The 17,420-nt window shown below is 67.6% G+C and carries 20 protein-coding genes; 18 read left to right on the top strand and 2 right to left on the bottom strand.

What is annotated here, in order from left to right; all coding sequences use genetic code 11:
- Window positions 1-69: 69 nt before the first annotated feature.
- The 18 genes from C8E02_RS06750 to C8E02_RS06665 all read left to right on the top strand — a co-directional run bounded on the left by C8E02_RS06750 (window position 70) and on the right by C8E02_RS06665 (window position 16,024).
- Window positions 70-2,223 (top strand): UvrD-helicase domain-containing protein, encoded by a 2,154-nt coding sequence (locus tag C8E02_RS06750; RefSeq protein WP_120810199.1) that lies wholly within the window; start codon window positions 70-72, stop codon window positions 2,221-2,223.
- A 37-nt stretch (window positions 2,224-2,260) separates the two neighbouring features.
- Window positions 2,261-3,967 (top strand): response regulator, encoded by a 1,707-nt coding sequence (locus tag C8E02_RS06745; RefSeq protein WP_120810198.1) that lies wholly within the window; start codon window positions 2,261-2,263, stop codon window positions 3,965-3,967.
- Window positions 3,919-4,800, top strand: coding sequence for a hypothetical protein (locus C8E02_RS06740; protein WP_120810197.1), 882 nt, complete (start codon window positions 3,919-3,921; stop codon window positions 4,798-4,800). Before C8E02_RS06745 ends, C8E02_RS06740 begins: the two co-directional genes overlap by 49 nt.
- Before the next feature lie 52 nt (window positions 4,801-4,852).
- A complete protein-coding gene (locus tag C8E02_RS06735; RefSeq protein ID WP_047966672.1) occupies window positions 4,853-5,032 on the top strand; it encodes a DUF3460 family protein in 180 nt (59 codons plus the stop codon).
- A 64-nt stretch (window positions 5,033-5,096) separates the two neighbouring features.
- On the top strand, window positions 5,097-5,762 hold the full coding sequence (locus tag C8E02_RS06730) for a class I SAM-dependent methyltransferase (protein ID WP_047966643.1): 666 nt from the start codon (window positions 5,097-5,099) through the stop codon (window positions 5,760-5,762).
- A 103-nt stretch (window positions 5,763-5,865) separates the two neighbouring features.
- On the top strand, window positions 5,866-6,270 hold the full coding sequence (locus C8E02_RS06725) for an ExbD/TolR family protein (protein ID WP_120810196.1): 405 nt from the start codon (window positions 5,866-5,868) through the stop codon (window positions 6,268-6,270).
- Window positions 6,270-7,121, top strand: a complete 852-nt coding sequence (gene tolA, locus C8E02_RS06720) for a cell envelope integrity protein TolA (RefSeq protein ID WP_120810195.1) — start codon at window positions 6,270-6,272, stop codon at window positions 7,119-7,121. Before C8E02_RS06725 ends, tolA begins: the two co-directional genes overlap by 1 nt.
- Before the next feature lie 4 nt (window positions 7,122-7,125).
- Window positions 7,126-8,424 carry a Tol-Pal system beta propeller repeat protein TolB gene (gene tolB, locus C8E02_RS06715; protein WP_245961093.1) on the top strand — a complete coding sequence of 433 codons (1,299 nt, stop codon included), beginning with the start codon at window positions 7,126-7,128 and terminating at the stop codon, window positions 8,422-8,424.
- A gap of 66 nt (window positions 8,425-8,490) precedes the next feature.
- Entirely contained in the window at window positions 8,491-9,054 is a 564-nt protein-coding gene (locus C8E02_RS06710) for an OmpA family protein (protein WP_120810194.1), read from the top strand.
- Between the two features lie 61 nt (window positions 9,055-9,115).
- Window positions 9,116-9,871: a YbgF trimerization domain-containing protein gene (locus C8E02_RS06705; protein ID WP_053068098.1), complete on the top strand. Its 756-nt coding sequence runs from the start codon at window positions 9,116-9,118 to the stop codon at window positions 9,869-9,871.
- 155 nt (window positions 9,872-10,026) lie between these two features.
- Window positions 10,027-10,515, top strand: a complete 489-nt coding sequence (purE, locus tag C8E02_RS06700) for a 5-(carboxyamino)imidazole ribonucleotide mutase (RefSeq protein WP_120810193.1) — start codon at window positions 10,027-10,029, stop codon at window positions 10,513-10,515.
- A gap of 1 nt (window position 10,516) precedes the next feature.
- A complete protein-coding gene (locus C8E02_RS06695) occupies window positions 10,517-11,647 on the top strand; it encodes a 5-(carboxyamino)imidazole ribonucleotide synthase (protein ID WP_120810192.1) in 1,131 nt (376 codons plus the stop codon).
- A gap of 48 nt (window positions 11,648-11,695) precedes the next feature.
- Window positions 11,696-12,106, top strand: a complete 411-nt coding sequence (fos, locus tag C8E02_RS06690) for a fosfomycin resistance glutathione transferase (RefSeq protein WP_120810191.1) — start codon at window positions 11,696-11,698, stop codon at window positions 12,104-12,106.
- A 10-nt stretch (window positions 12,107-12,116) separates the two neighbouring features.
- Window positions 12,117-12,992: a phosphoribosylaminoimidazolesuccinocarboxamide synthase gene (locus tag C8E02_RS06685; protein ID WP_120810190.1), complete on the top strand. Its 876-nt coding sequence runs from the start codon at window positions 12,117-12,119 to the stop codon at window positions 12,990-12,992.
- A 171-nt stretch (window positions 12,993-13,163) separates the two neighbouring features.
- Window positions 13,164-13,745: a GNAT family N-acetyltransferase gene (locus C8E02_RS06680; protein ID WP_047966636.1), complete on the top strand. Its 582-nt coding sequence runs from the start codon at window positions 13,164-13,166 to the stop codon at window positions 13,743-13,745.
- Window positions 13,746-13,836: 91 nt separating this feature from the next.
- Entirely contained in the window at window positions 13,837-14,769 is a 933-nt protein-coding gene (locus C8E02_RS06675) for a sodium-dependent bicarbonate transport family permease (protein ID WP_120810189.1), read from the top strand.
- 10 nt (window positions 14,770-14,779) lie between these two features.
- A complete protein-coding gene (locus tag C8E02_RS06670) occupies window positions 14,780-15,082 on the top strand; it encodes a P-II family nitrogen regulator (protein ID WP_120810388.1) in 303 nt (100 codons plus the stop codon).
- Between the two features lie 21 nt (window positions 15,083-15,103).
- Entirely contained in the window at window positions 15,104-16,024 is a 921-nt protein-coding gene (locus C8E02_RS06665) for an alpha/beta hydrolase (protein ID WP_120810188.1), read from the top strand.
- Here the strand turns inward: C8E02_RS06665 and C8E02_RS06660 are convergent.
- Together C8E02_RS06660 and C8E02_RS06655 are read right to left on the bottom strand one after the other, a co-directional pair.
- Entirely contained in the window at window positions 16,013-16,396 is a 384-nt protein-coding gene (locus tag C8E02_RS06660; RefSeq protein ID WP_120810187.1) for a diacylglycerol kinase, read from the bottom strand. The two genes, C8E02_RS06665 and C8E02_RS06660, sit on opposite strands and share 12 nt — an antisense overlap.
- Window positions 16,393-17,412, bottom strand: a complete 1,020-nt coding sequence (locus C8E02_RS06655; protein WP_245961092.1) for an FAD:protein FMN transferase — start codon at window positions 17,410-17,412, stop codon at window positions 16,393-16,395. Before C8E02_RS06655 ends, C8E02_RS06660 begins: the two co-directional genes overlap by 4 nt.
- Window positions 17,413-17,420 lie beyond the last annotated feature (8 nt).

Below are 17,420 nucleotides of genomic sequence, written 5' to 3'. Positions count from 1 at the left end.
CGGCCAACCTTGTGCGGGCGGGTGGTGGTGTAGAATCGGCGTTTTGCGCGTCACCTCAAAGCCTGCCCCATGAATAACGATCTGCTCGCCGGTCTCAATCCCGAACAACTCTCCGCCGTCACCTGGCCCGCCAAGAGCGCGCTGGTGCTGGCCGGCGCCGGCAGCGGCAAGACGCGGGTGCTGACCACGCGCATCGCCTGGCTGCTGCAGACCGGGCAGACCAGCCCGGCCGGCATCCTGGCGGTGACCTTTACCAACAAGGCGGCGCGCGAGATGCAGACGCGGCTGGCGGCGATGATCCCGGTCAACGTCAGGACGATGTGGATCGGCACCTTCCACGGCCTGTGCAACCGCTTCCTGCGCGTGCACTACCGCGACGCCGGCCTGCCGCAGACCTTCCAGATTCTCGATTCCGGCGACCAGTCGTCGGCGATCAAGCGCCTGCTGAAGAGCCTCGACATCTCCGACGAGAAATTCCCGCCCAAGCAGGTGCAGCAGTTCATCAACGGCCAGAAGGAGTCCGGCGTGCGCGCCGGCGAGCTGTCGGCGCACGACCCGTACACCCGCAAGCTGATCGAGCTGTACGCCGCCTACGACGCGCAGTGCCAGCGTGAAGGCGTGGTCGATTTCGCCGAGCTGCTGCTGCGCAGCTACGAGGTGCTCAGCCGCAATGCCGCGCTGTCCGAGCACTACCGCAACCGCTTCCGCTTCGTGCTGGTCGACGAGTTCCAGGACACCAACCGCCTGCAGTACGCGTGGCTGAAGCTCTTGGCCGGGCCGGACAACGCGCTGTTCGCGGTCGGCGACGACGACCAGTCGATCTACGCCTTCCGCGGCGCCGAGGTCGGCAACATGCGCGCGCTGCTGTCCGATTACGGCGTGACCGGCCCGATCCGGCTGGAGCAGAACTACCGCTCGGCCGGCACCATTCTGGACGCGGCCAACGCGCTGATCGAGCGCAACGACGGCCGTCTCGGCAAGAGCCTGTGGACCGACGCCGGCCCCGGCGACAAGATCCGCCTGTATGAGGCCTACTCCGATGGCGAGGAGGCGCAGTTCATCGTCGACGAGGTCAAGGCACTGGCGCGCGACGGCTGGAACCTGGCCGACATGGCGGTGCTGTACCGCTCCAACGCGCAGTCGCGCATCCTCGAACACGTGCTGGTGCAAAGTGGCGTCGCCTACCGCATCTACGGCGGGCTGCGCTTCTTCGAGCGGCAGGAGATCAAGCACGCGCTGGCCTATCTGCGGCTGGTCGCCAATCCCGAGGACGACAACGCGCTGCTGCGCGTGATCAACGTGCCGGCGCGCGGCATCGGTGCGCGCAGCGTGGAAAACCTGCAGACCGCCAGCCGCGAGCAGGGCGTCAGCCTGTGGCAGGCGCTGTGCGGCGCCGGCGGCGGCCGCACCGCTGGCAAACTGGCCGAGTTCGTGCGCCTGATCGACAGCCTGCGCCAGCGCTGCGAGGCGCTGAGCCTGGCGGAAACCATCAGCCTGATCATCGACGCGTCCGGCCTGCGCGCGATGTACGAGGCCGACCGCAAGGACGGCGAGGAGCGCCTCGCCAACCTCGACGAACTGGTCAACGCCGCGCTGGGCTTCCTGCCGCAGGAGCCGGCGATGGCGGTGATCGAATTCCTGACCCAGGCCAGCCTGGAAGCCGGCGACCACCAGGCCGACGCCGGCGCCGACGCGCTGCAGCTGATGACGGTGCACGCGGCCAAGGGGCTGGAGTTCGATGCGGTGTTCGTCGGCGGGCTGGAAGAGGGGCTGTTCCCGCACGAGAACAGCATGAACGACGGCAAGGGGCTGGAGGAGGAGCGGCGGCTGATGTACGTGGCGATGACGCGCGCGCGCAAGCGCCTGTACCTGTCCTGCGCGCAAAGCCGCATGCTGCACGGCCAGAGCCGCTACCCGATCCGTTCGCGCTTTGTCGACGAGCTGCCGGCCGAGCTGTTGCAGACTTTGTCTGCTACCGTGAAAAAGACGGCGGTGCCGGCGCGCGACGGCTACGCGCAGGGTCGCATCGCGGCGGCGCCGCTGGCGGCCAACCTTGGCGGCTGGAAGATGGGGCAGGGCCTGCACCACACCAAGTTCGGCGACGGCGTGGTGATCAATGCCGAGGGCGCCGGCGACGATGTGCGCCTGCAGATCAATTTTGCCGAGCACGGCATCAAGTGGCTGGATTTGCGTTACGCCAAAGACAAACTCAGCGCGCAGTAAGCGCTGTCCGCCACGGCGGCAAAGGGGAATTCAGAGCATGAGCGAGCAGCCGATCCACTCCTCGACCTTCAACGCCATCACCAGCGTGCAGAAAAGCCGGCATCACAAGGAATACAGCAATCCTTACGCCAAGAAGCAGTTCCTGATCGTCGACAGCGTGCCGGAGATGCAGCGCGCGCTGGCGATGACGCTGGCGTCGTTCGGCGCCGAGAAGGTGGAGTACGCCGGCAAGGCCAGCGACGCGCTGGTGAAACTGATGCGCTACGACTTCGACGTGGTGCTGTGCGATTTCGACCTCGGCACCGGCAATGACGGCCTCTACCTGCTGGAGGAGGCGAAGGAGCGCAACCTGCTGAAGCAGTCCTGCGTGTTCATGATCGTCAGCGGTGAGCGCCGCGCGGCCAAGGTGATCTCCGCCGCCGAGCTGGTGCCGGACGACTACCTGCTGAAGCCGTTCACCGGCGAGGTGCTGGCCGAGCGGCTGGAGCGCGCGATGCGCCGCCGCGACGCCTTCCGTTTCGTCGACGAGGCGCTGATGAACCACGAGTACCTGGCCGCCATCGACGCCTGCAACAAGAAGATCGGCGAGCGCAGCGAGTTCACCCTCGATTTCATGAAGCTGAAGGGCAGCCTGAGCCTGAAGATCGGCGACTACGACACCGCGCGCGCGCTGTACGAGCAGGTGCTGAAGATCCGCGAACTGCCGTGGGCGCAGCTGGGCATGGCCAAGTCGCTGGCCTCGCTGAAGCAGGTGGAGCCGGCGCTGGCGATGTTCCACCACATCGTGATGGAAAACGAGCACGTGATGGAGGCCTACGACTGGCTGGCGCGGCTGTACCAGGGCAACCACGAGCTGGCGCAGGCGCAGCAGGTGCTCAAGCGCGCCACCGAGCTGTCGCCGGCGACGGTACGCCGCCACAAGGCGCTGGCCGAGGTGGCGCTGGAAAACGGTGACCTGGCGCAGGCGAAGGACGCCTACGGCACCACGCTGGAGCTGTCCAAGGCCAGCTGGCACCGCAACCCGGTACTGTACGCGACACTGGCGCGCACGCAGCTGGCCTGCGGCGAGAAGGGCGAGGCGATGAAGACGCTGGCCTCGCTGCGCCGCGACTACAAGTACAAGCCGGAAGGCGAGTGGATGGCCGACGTGCTCGACAGCCAGATCCAGCAGCACAGCGGCAACAAGCAGCAGGCGGAAAAGCTGCTGCAGTCCGCCGCCGAGCGCCTGCCGCAGCTGGACCAGCTGTCGGCCGAGGAAAAAATGGAGTTCGCGCGCACCTGTTACGCGCAGGGGCAGAAGGTGCTCGGCGACGGCGTCGCCAGCCAGCTGATCCGCAACAACCACGACAACGAGCTGCTGCTGCAGCGGCTGTCGACCATGTTCGACCAGCTGGGCATGGCCGACGCCGGCGCCGACCTGATCATGCACAACGTGCAGGGCATGGTCGACCTCAACAACAAGGCGGTGCGCGAGGCGCAGGCCGGCGAGCACGACAAGGCGATCGCCATGTTCCAGCAGGCGCTGCAGGAGATGCCGGACAGCATCCAGCTGATGCTGAACCTGGTCAACGCCGTCATCGCCCAGGTACACCTCAAGGGCTGGCATGAAAGCCACGTGCGCCAGGCCTACGACTACCTGCAGAAGGTGCGGCAGGTAGCGCCGACCAACAACAAGCTGCAGAAGCTGATGCAGGCGTGGCGGTTGCTGATCGAGCAGCACGACAAGCGGGAGTTCCTGCTCTGAGCGCGCCGCTGGCCAGGGTTGGCCGCAGCCTGCAGCTGGCGCTGCTGCTGCTGGGCTGGCTGGCGCTGGTGCTCAGCAGTGGCTTTCTGGCGCTGGAAGCCAGCCGCGCCGATGCCGAGCAGGCACTGCAGCGGCAGGCGCAGCAGCAGTCGGCGCTGCTGACGCGCGACCTGCTGCAGCTGCACCAGCATCTGCTGGAGCTGGCGCAGCAGTTCGCCACCACCCCCGGCGAGCAGATCCCGGCGTGGCAGGCGGGCATGGTGCTGCAGCGCTTTCCGGCGCTGGAGCGGGTGGCGCTGCTGCGTGACAGCGAGGACGGCCTGCTGGTGACGCAGGTGGTGCCGCTGCGCCTCGGTGCCGGCGTGGTGCCGTGGCAGGATCTGGCGCGGCAGCCGGCGGTGGCGGCCAACCTTGGCCGCCTGCGCCAGGGCCAGCCGCAGGTGCAGATGCTGCAGGGCGAGGGCGAGCAGGCGCAGCTGCTGAGCATCTACCCGCTGGCGCGTGCCGGCGACCGGCGTTTCATCGCGCTGTGGCTGCGGCCGCAGCGCTGGCTGCCGGCGCTGGCGGAGCCGGATATCGGCCGTGCGTTGCAGCTGATGGGCGATGCGCACCCGGCGGTGGCGTGGCCGGCGATGCTGCAGGTGCGCGAGGTGGTGATCGTCGGCGAGCAGCGCTACTGGCTCAGCCTGCAGCGGCCGCTGCGCGGCAGCGATTTCCGCATTTCGCTGTGGCTGCCGCTGCTGCTGGTGTGGCTGCTGCTGCTAGGCCTGCTGCTGGTCGGCGCGCGGTTCCGCTGGCGGCTGGCACGCGGCCTTTCCCTCGCCGACAGCTGAAAGCGGCGCGGTTTTGCAGTACAATCAGGGCATCATTTTCCGGGGTCATACCATGTACCAGTCCGAATTCACCCAATTCATGAACGATTTCCTGGCGAAAAACCCGCAGGTAGAGAGCGAACGCCGCGAGCTGCGCCTGACCTGGTGGGATCGCAAGCTGGATCTGGAGGACCTGCGTCGCTGGAACGCGTCCAAGGTGCCGCAAAAGCCGTACGTGTACCAGCCGGACTGAGCATCACGCCCGCCGTATCGCCGACCAACGCCCGCAAGGGCGTTGTGCTTTTCTGGAGTAAAGCATGACCCGCACGACCATCGCCGTTGACGACCAGCTTGCCGCCTACCTGCTGCAGATCGGCGTCACCGAGCACCCGGTGCAGACCGCGCTGCGCGAGTTCACCGCCACCCACCGCATGGCCAAGATGCAGATTTCCCCGGAGCAGGGGCAGTTCCTCGCCTGGTTGGTCAAACTGCTCGGCGTGCGCCGCTACCTGGAGATCGGCGTGTTCACCGGCTACAGCGCGCTGACCGTGGCGCTGGCCATGGGCGAGCAGGGCCGTACCGTGGCCTGCGACATGAGCGTCGAATTCACCACCATCGCCCGCGACTACTGGCGCCAGGCCGGGGTCGAGGACAGCATCGCACTCTACGTGCAGCCGGCGGTGCAGACGCTGCAGATGCTGCTGGACGACGGCCAGGCCGGCAGCTTCGACCTCGCCTTCATCGATGCCGACAAGACCAGCTACCCGCAGTACTATGAAGCCTGCCTGCAGCTGGTGCGCCCCGGCGGCGTGATCGCGGTCGACAATATTTTCCTGAACGGTCGTGTGGTCAGTCCCAAGCCGGGTGACCCGCCGGCAGTGCGGGCGATGCAGGCCTTCAATGCCAGCCTGAAACACGACCCGCGGGTGGTGATGTCGGTACTGCCGATCGGCGACGGCATGACCCTGCTTACCCGCCGCTGATGCCGGCGCCGCGGAACCGATGCCGTGCCGCGGTGGTCTGTCATTACCCGTTTCTCCGGCGGCCCGCCGTGCCGGCCGCCCCTTCTAGCCACAGGAATGTCCGATGCTGCAGCGACGCCCGCGCCGAATGATGAACCAGATGAACGTCGTCCCCTATATCGACGTGATGCTGGTGCTGCTGGTGATCTTCATGGTGACGGCACCGATGTTCACCCCCGGCGTGATCGAGGTGCCCAGCGTCACTCGCGCCGCGCAGGTGGACAGCACGCCGCTGGAAATCAGCATCGAGGCTGACGGCCGCTACCTGCTGGGTGAGGGCGGCAAACGCGAGCCTGCGGCCAACCTTGACGCGCTGGTGGCCGAGGTCAAGGCGCGGCTGCGCGACAATCGCCCGGTGGTGGTCACCGCGCACCGCGATCTCAAGTACAGCGACGTGGTGAAGGTGGCCGACCGCCTGCACCAGGCCGGCATCACCCGCGTCGCGCTGACGGTACGGCAGGGCAACTGATGTCGCCGCAGACTGGCGCCATCGGTTACGGCGCGTGGGGCATGTCGCTGCTGCTGCATCTGGCGCTGCTGCTGCCATTGTGGTGGCTGTACGCGCCGACGCCGGTGTACACGCCGCCACCGCTGGCGGTGGAGCTGTGGGCCGGTGGCGCGTCGGCTGCTCCGACACCGGCGGCGCCAGTGCGTGCCGCCCCGCCGGCCGCGCCGGTGGCACAGGCCGCCACCCCCTTACTGGCCGATGCCGACATCAAGCTGAAGGCCAGCCGCCCGCTGCCGCAGCACAAAGCGCCGCCGCCCCCGGTGGCCACGGAAAAACCGCAGCCCAAGCCGAAACCAGTGGAAAAAGTGCCAGAGAAGGTGCCGGCCAAGACCGTCAAAGCGGAGACTGCGCCAGCCAAGGCCAGCGTGCCCACTGCCAAGCCGGCCGCCAAACCCGCGAGCAAGCCGGCGCCAAGCGCGGACAACGATCTGCTGGCGGAGCTGGACCTGCCCCCCGGCCCCGGCAACGCCAAGCAGAGCCAGCATGGCGGCCAGGGCGGCTTCGCCGGCGGCAGCAGCCATGGCGTGGCCGACGCCAAGGCGCTGTACGCGCAGACGCTGAGCAACCGCGTGCGCCCCTACGTGGTCATCCCCGACGCGCTGAAAGGCAACCCGGAGGTGGTGTTGCAGATCGAGATCCTGCCGTCGCTGGAAGTGCGCCAGATCCGCCTGCTGCGCAGCAGCGGCAACAGCCTGTACGATGAGGCGGTACAAGCCGCCGTGCGCGAGATGCGCCGCTTCCCGCCGTTGCCCAAGGGTGCGGCGTTTGCCGATTACCGGCGCGTGACCATGTCTTTCCGTCCTAAGGAGTAATGCCTTGTCCGCCACCGTCTCCGGCTTCTGGCCGCGCCTGTTTGCCCTGTTGCTGCTGAGCATGACCGCTGCGGCCAACCTTGCCCGCGCCGACCTCAGCGTGGAAGTGATCGGTGGCGGCAGCAACCGTTACCCGGTGGCGATCGTACCGCTGCAGGGCGAGAGCCTGCTGCCGGAGGCGATCACCGCGACGGTGAAGAGCGATCTGGCGATGACCGGCGCCTTCAGCCTGCTGGAAACCGCCGCCGGCGACGCGCTGGCGGCACCGGCACAGCTGAACGCCGCGGCGTGGCAGCAGCGCGGCGCGCGCGCGGTGGTGTATGGCAAGCTGGTCAGCCTCAGCGGCGAGCGGGTGCGGCTGACGTTCTGGGCCGACACCATCAGCCCGCGCGAACAGAAGCTGAGCGCGGAATTCGATCTGGCGCCGGAGCAGCTGCGCGACATGGCGCACCGCATGGCGGACATGGTGTACGAGGCGCTGCTGGGCGAAAAGAGCCTGTTCTCCAGCCGCATCGCCTACATCACCCAGAGCGGCAAGGAATACCGGCTGCAGATCGCCGACATGGACGGCCGCCGCGCGCAGACGGTGCTGCGCTCGCGCCTGCCTATCATGTCGCCGGCGTGGAGCCCGGACGGCACGCGGCTGGCCTATGTCTCCTTCGAGCAGCAAAAGCCGGTGATCTACGTGCAGGACCTGGTCAGCGGCCAGCGCCGCGTGCTGGCCAATTTCCGCGGCAGCAACTCGGCGCCGGTGTGGAGCCCGGACGGGCGGCGGCTGGCGGTGGTGCTGACCACCAGCGGCAACTCGCAGGTGTACCTGATCAATGCCGACGGCGGTGGCGTGCAGCGTTTTTCCTATAGCGACGCCATCGACACCGAGCCGGCGTTCAGCCCGGACGGTCGCCAGATCGTGTTCGTGTCCGACCGCAGCGGCAGCCCGCAGCTGTACGTGCAGGCGCTGGACGGCGGCCGCAACGCCCGCCGAGTCACCTTCGAGGGGAACTATAACGTGTCGCCGACGTTCTCTCCCGATGGGCGCCAGATCGCCTACGTCCGCCGCGAAGGCGGCCGTTTCAAGGTGATGCTGCTCGATCTGGCCAGCGGCGACAACCGCCTGATCAGCAACAGCGCCTTCGACGAATCGCCAAGCTTCGCCCCCAACGGCAAGATGGTGCTGTACGCCAGCGAAGAGGGCGGCCGCAGCGTGCTGTACGCCGCCGCCACCGCCTATCCCGGCCGCGTGCGGCTGGGCACTCTCGGCGGCCAGGTGCAGGATCCGGCCTGGGGGCCATTCAATCCTTGATGCGCTGCCGGCGGTACGCGCATCATGTTGCCAGTTAATCCATCCCATCCGATGCAGGAGAGCCGAATGAAAAAATCACCGTTTATCGTCGCCATCGCGGCGGCGCTGCTGGCCGCGTGTGCCAGCACCCCGGCGCCGGTCGTCAGCAACCCGCCGGCCGCCACCGTGCCGAGCGCACCGAGCGTGGCCACCGTCGATGTCACCGGCAGCGAGCCGGTGCTGCAGGGTGGCAAGGTCAGCGCCGCGCAACTGGCGGCAGCGGTGAAGGCGGCGCCGGACCAGCGCAGCGCGCAGGCGCTGCTCAACGGTCACAGCGTGTACTTCGACTTCGATCAGTCGGTGGTGAAAGACGACCAGCGCGGCGTGGTGGAAGGCAATGCCGCCTTCCTCAACCGCTTCAGCAGCAAGGTGCTGGTGCAGGGCAATACCGACGCCCGCGGCAGCCGCGAGTACAACCTGGCGCTGGGCCAGCGCCGTGCCGAAAGCGTGAAGCAGTCGCTGGAAGTGCTGGGCGTGAAGCCGGTGCAGATCGAGGCGGTCAGCTTCGGCAAGGAAAAACCGCGTGCCGAGGGTGACAGCGAAGCGGCCAACGCCGAAAACCGCCGCGCCGACTTCGTCTACCCGCAGTAATGTGTTGACCCGGTTGCGGGATGGCGCCACGTCGTCCCGCGCTGTTTTTCAGGATGCCACCATGAGCTTGCCCCGCCTGTTGCCCGTCGCCGCCCTCAGCCTGCTGCTGGGCGCCTGTGCCACCACCAGCGATATCGAACAGACCCGCCGCGAACTGGACGCCGCCAAGCAGCAGACCAGCGCGCGGCTGACCGAGGTCGAGGCGCGGCTGTCCAACGAGCGGCTGCTGGACCTGGTCAAGGAAGTGGCCACCCTGCGCAGCGAAATGGCGGCACTGCGCGGCCAGAACGAGATGCTGCAGCACCAGCAGGGCGAAGTGCTGAAGCGGCAGAACGACCTGTACGCCGACCTCGACCTGCGCCTGGGCAAGCTGGAGCAGCCGGCCAGCAACCCGGCGGCGAGTGGCGAGGCGGAGGCCGGCGCCAGTCCGGCGGCACCACTGGTCAGCCCGGCGCAGGATGCGCTGAACAAGGCGCTGGCGACGCTGCGCAACCGCGAGTTTGCCCGCGCGGTGCCGGAGCTGAAGGCGGTGATGGACAAGTTCCCGGCCAACAGCGAGGCGCAGGAAGCCAGCTACTGGCTGGGGGTGGCGCACACCTACCTCAAGCAGTACGACGCCGCCATCGACATCCACCGCCGTTTTGCCGAGCAGTATCCGGCGCACGTGCGGGCGCCGGAGGCGCTGCGGCTGATGGCGGAAAACCAGATCGAGCTGCAGCAGAAGGACCAGGCCAAGGTCACCCTGCGCAAGCTGCTCAAGCTGTACCCGAACAGCGCGGCGGCGACCAAGGCGCGCGAGCGGCTGGCAAAACTGTAACGTAGCGGCCTGCCGGCGCGCCGAAAACGTCAAAAGCGGCCATTGGCCGCTTTTTTTGTGGCGCCGGCGCGGGTGCCGGCTGCAAGTCAGCTCGGCAAGCCCTTGCCGAATCAGGTAAAATCGCGTTTTTCCCCTCCTTGATGGAACCCGCCTCCATGATCGAAGTTGGCATCGTGATGGGTAGCAACAGCGACTGGGAAGTCATGCAGAACGCCGCGCGCGTGCTGAAGGACTTCGGTGTCGCGTTCGAAACCCGCGTCGTCTCCGCGCACCGCACTCCCGACCTGCTGTTCCAGTACGCCGAAGAAGCCGAAGCGCGTGGCCTGAAGGCCATCATCGCCGGCGCCGGCGGTGCCGCGCACCTGCCGGGCATGCTGGCCGCCAAGACCCACGTTCCGGTGCTGGGTGTACCGGTGCCGTCCAAATACCTGCGCGGCGAAGATTCGCTGCTGTCCATCGTGCAGATGCCGAAGGGCATTCCGGTGGCCACCTTCGCCATCGGCGAAGCCGGTGCCGCCAATGCCGCGCTGTTCGCGGTGGCGATGCTGGGCAATGCGCAGCCGGAACTGGCGGACAAGCTGAAGGCCTTCCGCAAGCAACAGGAACAGACCGTGCTGGCGATGAGCCTGCCGGAGGTGGACTGACATGGCGGCCATCCTGCCCCCGGCGATGCTGGGCATACTCGGCGGCGGCCAGCTGGGCCGCATGTTCGTTACCGCCGCCAAGCGCATGGGCTATCGCGTCACCGTGCTGGACCCGGACGCCAATGCGCCGGCCGCCGACTTTGCCGACGTGCACCTGTGTGCGCCGTTCAATGACGCCGCCGCGTTGCAAACGTTGGCCGCAAGCTGCGCCGCGGTAACCACCGAATTCGAGAACGTCAACGCCGACGCGATGCGCGCGCTGGCGAAAACCACGCGCGTGTCGCCGTCCGGCGACTGCGTGGCCATCGCCCAGGACCGCATCGCCGAGAAGAGCTGGATCAACAAGGCCGGCCTGCCGACCGCACCGTATCTGGCCATCGAGAGCGTCGCCGACATCCAGGTCGAGCTGGCACCCTACCTGCCGGGCATCCTCAAGACCGCGCGTCTCGGTTACGACGGCAAGGGCCAGGTGCGGGTCAAGACCGCCGACGAAGCCCGCGCCGCCTACGCCGACCTCGGCGGCCAGGCCTGCGTGCTGGAAAAGATGCTGGACCTGAAGCTGGAAGTGTCCGCCATCGTCACCCGCGTAAGCGCGGCGCAGGTGGCGGTGTTCCCGGTGTCGGAGAACATCCACAAGAACGGCATTCTCGACGAGTCCATCGTGCCGGCGCGCATCAGCCCGACCTTGGCCGCACAGGCGCAGGATTACGCGGTGCAGCTGGCCGAGGCGCTGGACTACATCGGCGTGCTGGCGGTGGAATTCTTCGTGCTCGCCGACGACAGCCTGGTGGTGAACGAGATCGCGCCGCGGCCGCACAACTCCGGCCACTACACCATCGACGCCTGCGTCACCGACCAGTACCAGCAGCAGGTGCGCGCCATGTGCGGCCTGTTGCCGGGCCGTACCGAGCTGCTGTCGCCGGTGGTGATGGTCAACCTGCTGGGCGACGTGTGGCGCGAGGACGGCGGCGAGCCGCTGTGGGACGTACTGATGGAAGCACCGAACGCCCACCTGCACCTGTACGGCAAGAAAGAGGCGCGTGCCGGCCGCAAGATGGGGCACTTCACCGTGCTCGCGGCCAACGTTGACGACGCGCTGGACCAGGCGCGCGCGCTGAAGGATACCTTGTAAGAAATCAGGCGGTGCCGATAAGGCATCGTCTTTTTCATGAGTCGATGCATGACGCTGCAAGGTTTGAATCACCTGACTCTGGCAGTAAGCGATCTGGAGCGTGCCTGGCAGTTCTATACCGCCGTGCTGGGTGCGAAACCGGAGGCTCGTTGGGCTGCTGGCGGCTACCTGACGCTGGGTGGACTGTGGCTGTGCCTGTCGCGGGATGACTGGCAGGGGCCGCCGCAGGCTGGCTATACGCATTATGCATTTGGTGTTGCCGAGGCGCAGTTTTCGCTGTGGGTGGCGCGCCTTCAGCGTGCCGGAGTCCATTGCTGGCGTGATAACCGCAGCGAGGGCGAGTCGTTTTATTTTCTCGACCCGGATGGCCACCAGCTGGAGCTACATGTGGGCTCACTCGCCAGCCGTCTGGCGGCATGCAGGATACGTCCCTATCAGGACATGCAGTTTTTTGATTGAAGGAATTACCATGACCGCAACCAATACCACTCTCACCAGCCTGAAGAAAATCTATTCCGGCAAGGTGCGCGATCTGTACGAGATCGACGACAAACGCATGCTGATGATCGCCTCCGACCGCCTGTCGGCGTTCGACGTGATCCTGGACGACCCGATTCCGGGCAAGGGCCAGATCCTGACCGCGATCTCCAACTTCTGGTTCGAGACGCTGAAGGACGTGGTGCCCAACCACCTGACCGGCGACAAGCCGGAAGACGTGGTGTCGGCGGAAGACCTGCCGCTGGTGGCCGGCCGCGGCGTGGTGGCCAAGCGCCTGAAGCCGGTGATGATCGAGGCCGTGGTGCGCGGCTACCTGGCCGGTTCCGGCTGGAAGGAATATCAGAAGTCCGGCACCGTGTGCGGCATCGCGCTGCCGGCCGGGCTGAAGGAGTCCAGCAAGCTGCCGCAGCCGATCTTCACGCCGTCGACCAAGGCGGCAGTGGGCGATCACGACGAGAACATCACCTTCGCGCAGTGCGAGGCCATCGTCGGCGCCGAGCTGGCGGCCAAGGTACGCGACACCGCCATCCTGCTGTACCAGACCGCGTCCGAATTCGCGGCCAAGCGTGGCATCATCATCTGCGACACCAAGTTCGAATTCGGCCTCGACGAAGACGGCACCCTGACGCTGATGGACGAGGCGCTGACGCCGGATTCCAGCCGTTTCTGGCCGGCCGACAGCTATGCCGAAGGCACCAATCCGCCGTCGTTCGACAAGCAGTTCGTGCGCGACTGGCTGGAAGCCTCCGGCTGGAACAAGCAGGCGCCGGCCCCGGCGGTACCGCTGGAGGTGCGCGAGAAGACCGCCGCCAAGTACCGCGAAGCGCTGGAAAAACTGACCGGCTAAGGCTGGCATCTGCCCGCTTGCCGCTGAACGCCCGTACCCCCCGGTACGGGCGTTTGCCTATGCCACCTGCGCCACGGATGCGGGGCGGCGCCGGCAATGGCATACTGACGCACTTTCGGCGGCCTGCGGCCAACCTTGTTCCCCATTCCTTGCGTTTTCCGGAGTACTGACATGCCAACCACCCAGCCATCGCTCAGCACCGCGCGTCTGCACCTGTTGCCGGCGGAAAGTGCGTGGGCGCGTGCCATGCTGGATTACCAGGTGCGCAACCGCGAGCATTTCGCGCCATGGGACCCGACCCCGGGCGGGATGTTCTACACCGAGCTGTTCTGGGCGATGCGCATGCGCCAGCGCGAAATGGACTGGAAGGAAAGCCGCGGCGCGCTGTTCCTGGTGATGCCGGAGAAGGAAGCCGGCCGCGTGATCGGCACCGTCAGCCTGTCCAATATCAGCCGCGGCGTGTTCCAGGGCTGCCATCTGGGCTACAACATCGATCACGCACACCAGGGCCAGGGCCTGATGCGCGAGGCGGTGGAGGCGGTGATCGCCTTTGCCTTCGGCACGCTGAAGCTGCACCGGGTGCAGGCCAACTACCAGCCGGAGAACGAGCGCAGCGCCGCGCTGCTGAAGCGGCTCGGCTTCCAGATCGAGGGCCACGCCCGCGACTACCTGTTCCTCAATGGCGCCTGGCGCGACCACGTGCTGACCGCGCTGATCAACCGCAACTACGATCACACCCCGCTGCAGGCCTGAGCGCCGGCACGAAACTTCCCTTTCTCTGCCTTGTCCAGCTGACGCCGCCGTCAGCCGGACGGCAGGATCACGAGCCAATGAAAGGAGTGAGATGACACTGGATCCGGTCGTACTGTTTTTCCTGCTGGGGCTGTTCGCGGCCCTGGCGCGTTCCGAGCTGAAGCTGCCGCCGGCCCTGTACGAGACGCTGTCGGTGTTCCTGCTGCTGGCCATCGGCCTGAAGGGCGGCGTGGCGCTGGCGAAAACGGGCAGCCCGCAGGTATTGCTGCAGGTGCTGCTGGTGATCCTGCTGGGCACGCTGCTGACGCTGCTCGCTTTCGGCATCCTGCGCTGGCGCCTGAACCGTGCCGATGCGGCGGCCACCGCCGCCCATTACGGCTCGGTCAGCGTGGTGACCTTTGCGGTCGCCGCCAGCTTCCTCGCGCGGCAGGGCATCGAGGCCGAGCCGCAACTGACGCTGTTCCTGGCAGTGATGGAGATGCCGGCGCTGGTGGTGGGGGTGCTGCTGGCGCGGCTGGGCGACGGGCAGCAGCTGCGCTGGGGGCAGCTGGCGCACGAGGTGTTCCTCGGCAAGAGCATGGTGCTGTTGCTCGGCGGGCTGGTGATCGGCTGGCTGGCCGGGCCGGCGGGCATCGTCAGCCTGTCGCCGCTGTATGTCGACCTGTTCAAGCCGGTGCTGTCGCTGTTCCTGCTGGAGATGGGGCTGCTGACGGCGGCCAAGCTCGGCGGCTTGCGGCGCCAGGGCGGCTTCGTGGTGCTGTTCGGGCTGCTGGTGCCGCTCGGCTTTGCCTGCATCGGCCTTGGCAGTGCCTACGCCATGGGGCTGTCGGCGGGCGGGGCGCTGCTGCTGGCGACCCTGTGCGCCTCGTCTTCCTATATCGCCGCCCCGGCCGCGATGCGTATCGCGGTGCCCGAGGCCAATCCGGCGCTGTCGCTGGCGGCCAGCCTGGGGGTGACCTTTCCGTTCAACCTGCTGTTCGGTATCCCTTTGTACTGGATGCTGACACAATGGCTGTATGCCTGAGGAGCGTGCGATGACCTTTCATACCAAGAAACTGTTGACCATCGTCACCGAGGCGGTGCTGGAAGCGCCGCTGGTGAAAGTGCTGCAGCAGCTCGGCGCCCACGGCTATACCGTCAGCGATGCCCGTGGTGGCGGCAGCCACGGCGTGCAGGGCGGCGGCTGGTCGTTCGAGGGCAATATCCGCGTCGACGTGGTATGCGATACGGCGGTGGCGGAGGCGATTGCCGCGCATTGTCAGCAGGCTTACCTGCCGCACTACGGCCTGATCCTCTACGTGTCCGATGTCGGTGTGCTGCGTGCCGACAAGTTCTGATCCCCGCTTGCAGGGTGTGCGATGAAGCCTTTTCAGCTGACGGCCAGCGATGGTCACGTAATCCACGGTGTGTCATGGCCGACGCAGCAGGCGCCGCGCGGCGTGCTGGTGATTGCCCACGGCATGAGCGAGCACGCCGAGCGCTACGATGTGCTGGCCGGGCGGCTGGCCGCTGCCGGTTACTGGGTCTACGCCCACAACCACCGCGGCCACGGCCGCGAGGCGCCGCTGCCGGGCTGGTTCGCCGCGCACGACGGCTGGTCGCTGGTGGTCGATGACCTGCGCGAGGTGGTCGATCATGCCGCGGCGGCACATCCGCAGACCCCGCTGGTGCTGTACGGCCACAGCATGGGCAGCTTCGTGGCGCGCGCCTTTTTCCTGCGCTACGGCCAGCGCCTGTCCGGCATGGTGCTGTCCGCCACCGGCTATCGCCAGCGGGTGCTGGCACGGCTGATGCGCGGCGTGGCAAGGTTGGCCGCAAGGCTGGGCGGCGCCGCCAGCCCCAGCCGGCTGATGACGGCGCTGGTGTTCGGCAGCTTCAATCTCGGCTTCATGCCGACGCGCACCACGCTGGACTGGCTATCGCGCGATGCGGCGCAGGTGGACGCCTATCTCGCCGATCCGCTGTGCGGCCAGTTTCCGACACCGCAGCTGTGGATCGACCTGTTCGGCGGCATCATCGCGCTGGAGCAGGGCGAGGCCGCCGGGCGCGGCCTGCACGATTGCCCGGTGTGGCTGCAGGCCGGCAGCCGCGATCCGGTCAGCCTCGGCAAGTTCGGCCTCGGCCAGTTGGCGCGGCGCTACCGCAAGGCCGGGCTGCGCGACGTGACGGTGACGGTGTATCCCGGCGCCCGCCACGAGATGCACCACGAGACCAACCGCGCCGAGTTCGAGGCCGATCTGCTGGCCTGGCTCAACCGCGTCTGCCGTTCAGCCAAATAGCACCAGTCCCCATACCAGCAGCAGGTTGACGAGGCCCAGCAGCTGCGCCGCGCTGCCCATGTCCTTGGCGCGCTTGGCCAGCGGGTGGCGTTCCAGCGAGGTGTGGTCCACCGCCGCCTCGATCGCGGAATTGAGCAGCTCGATGATCAGCGTGGCGATGGAGCTGGCCACCAGCAGCGCGCGCGCCAGCGGCGTGGCATCGACCACGAACAGTGCCAGCGGCACAAGCAGTAGCGCCAGCAGCGACAACTGGCGGAAGGCGTCCTCGTGGCGGAAGGCGGCGCGCAGGCCGTCCAGCGAGTAGCCGAAGGCGTTCAGCAGGCGGCGTACGCCGGTTTTGCCCTTGAACGGGCTTTCTTGATGCGGTGTCATCCGTTTCCTGTTTCGGTAATGCTGTCCGGCGTCACGCGCCAGTGCAGCCGTGCGGCCAGCGCGGGGTTCAGCCACGCGCGGCCCTGTCCGTCGATCAGCAGCCAGCCGGCCACGCCCAGCGCGCGCGCATGGCGTGCGGCCAACCCTGGCCCGTCCAGATACAGCGGTTTGCTGGCGACGTCGGAGCGCAGTCCGGCATCGCTGGCGGGCGCGATCAGCACCGTCGCCGACTGCAGGTGGCAGTCGCTGTTGCCGTCGCGCGGGTCGATCAGGTGGCAATGGCGGCGACCGTCGCGCAGCACATGGCGCTGGTAGTCGCCGGAGGTGCCGATCGCCTCGCCATCGTGCAGCGGCAGCGTCGCCATCGCCTCGTTGCGGCGCGGGTGGCGGATGCCGACCTGCCACGGCGTGCCGTCGGCTTTCTGCCCCAGCGCCATGATATTGCCGCCAATATTAAGCAACGCTGAACGGATGCCGGCGGTCTGCAATTGCCGCCGCGCGCGATCCAGCGCCCAGCCCTTGGCCATGCCGCCGACGTCGACCTGCACCGTGCGCTTGTCGCTGCGCACCTCGCCGTCGGCGCTGATGCGCAGGTCGCGCAGCCGCGGCCGGCTCGCCACCAGCGCCTGCAGCGCCGTCATGTCCACGGCCGTGCTGGCCGGCGTGTCCTGGTGAAACCCCCACAGCGCCACCAGCCGGCCGATCGCCGGCGAGAACAGCCCGTCGCTGCGCGCCTCCAGCGCCTGTCCGCTGCGCAGCAGTTCCAGCAGTTCCGGCGACGGCCGGTACGGCTGGCCGCTGGCAAGGGCGCGGTTCAGGCGGCCGGCGTCGCTGTCCGGCTGCCACGGGTGCAGCAGCCGGTGCAGGCGGTCCAGCTCGGCCAGCACCGCGGCGGCAGCCTGCTGTGCCTGCTGCGGCGTGGCGGCGTTGAGCTTCAGCTCGACACGGGTGCCGAACACGTAGCTTTCCTGCTGCCACGGCGCTGGCGGCTCGCTGCAGGCGGCGAGGCCGGACATGACAAGGG

Origin of the sequence: Vogesella indigofera (assembly GCF_003633895.1) — a bacterium.
Lineage (GTDB): Bacteria > Pseudomonadota > Gammaproteobacteria > Burkholderiales > Chromobacteriaceae > Vogesella > Vogesella indigofera.
The sequence above is the reverse complement of the archived record's forward strand: the minus strand, read 5'-3'. Positions and strand labels throughout refer to the sequence as shown.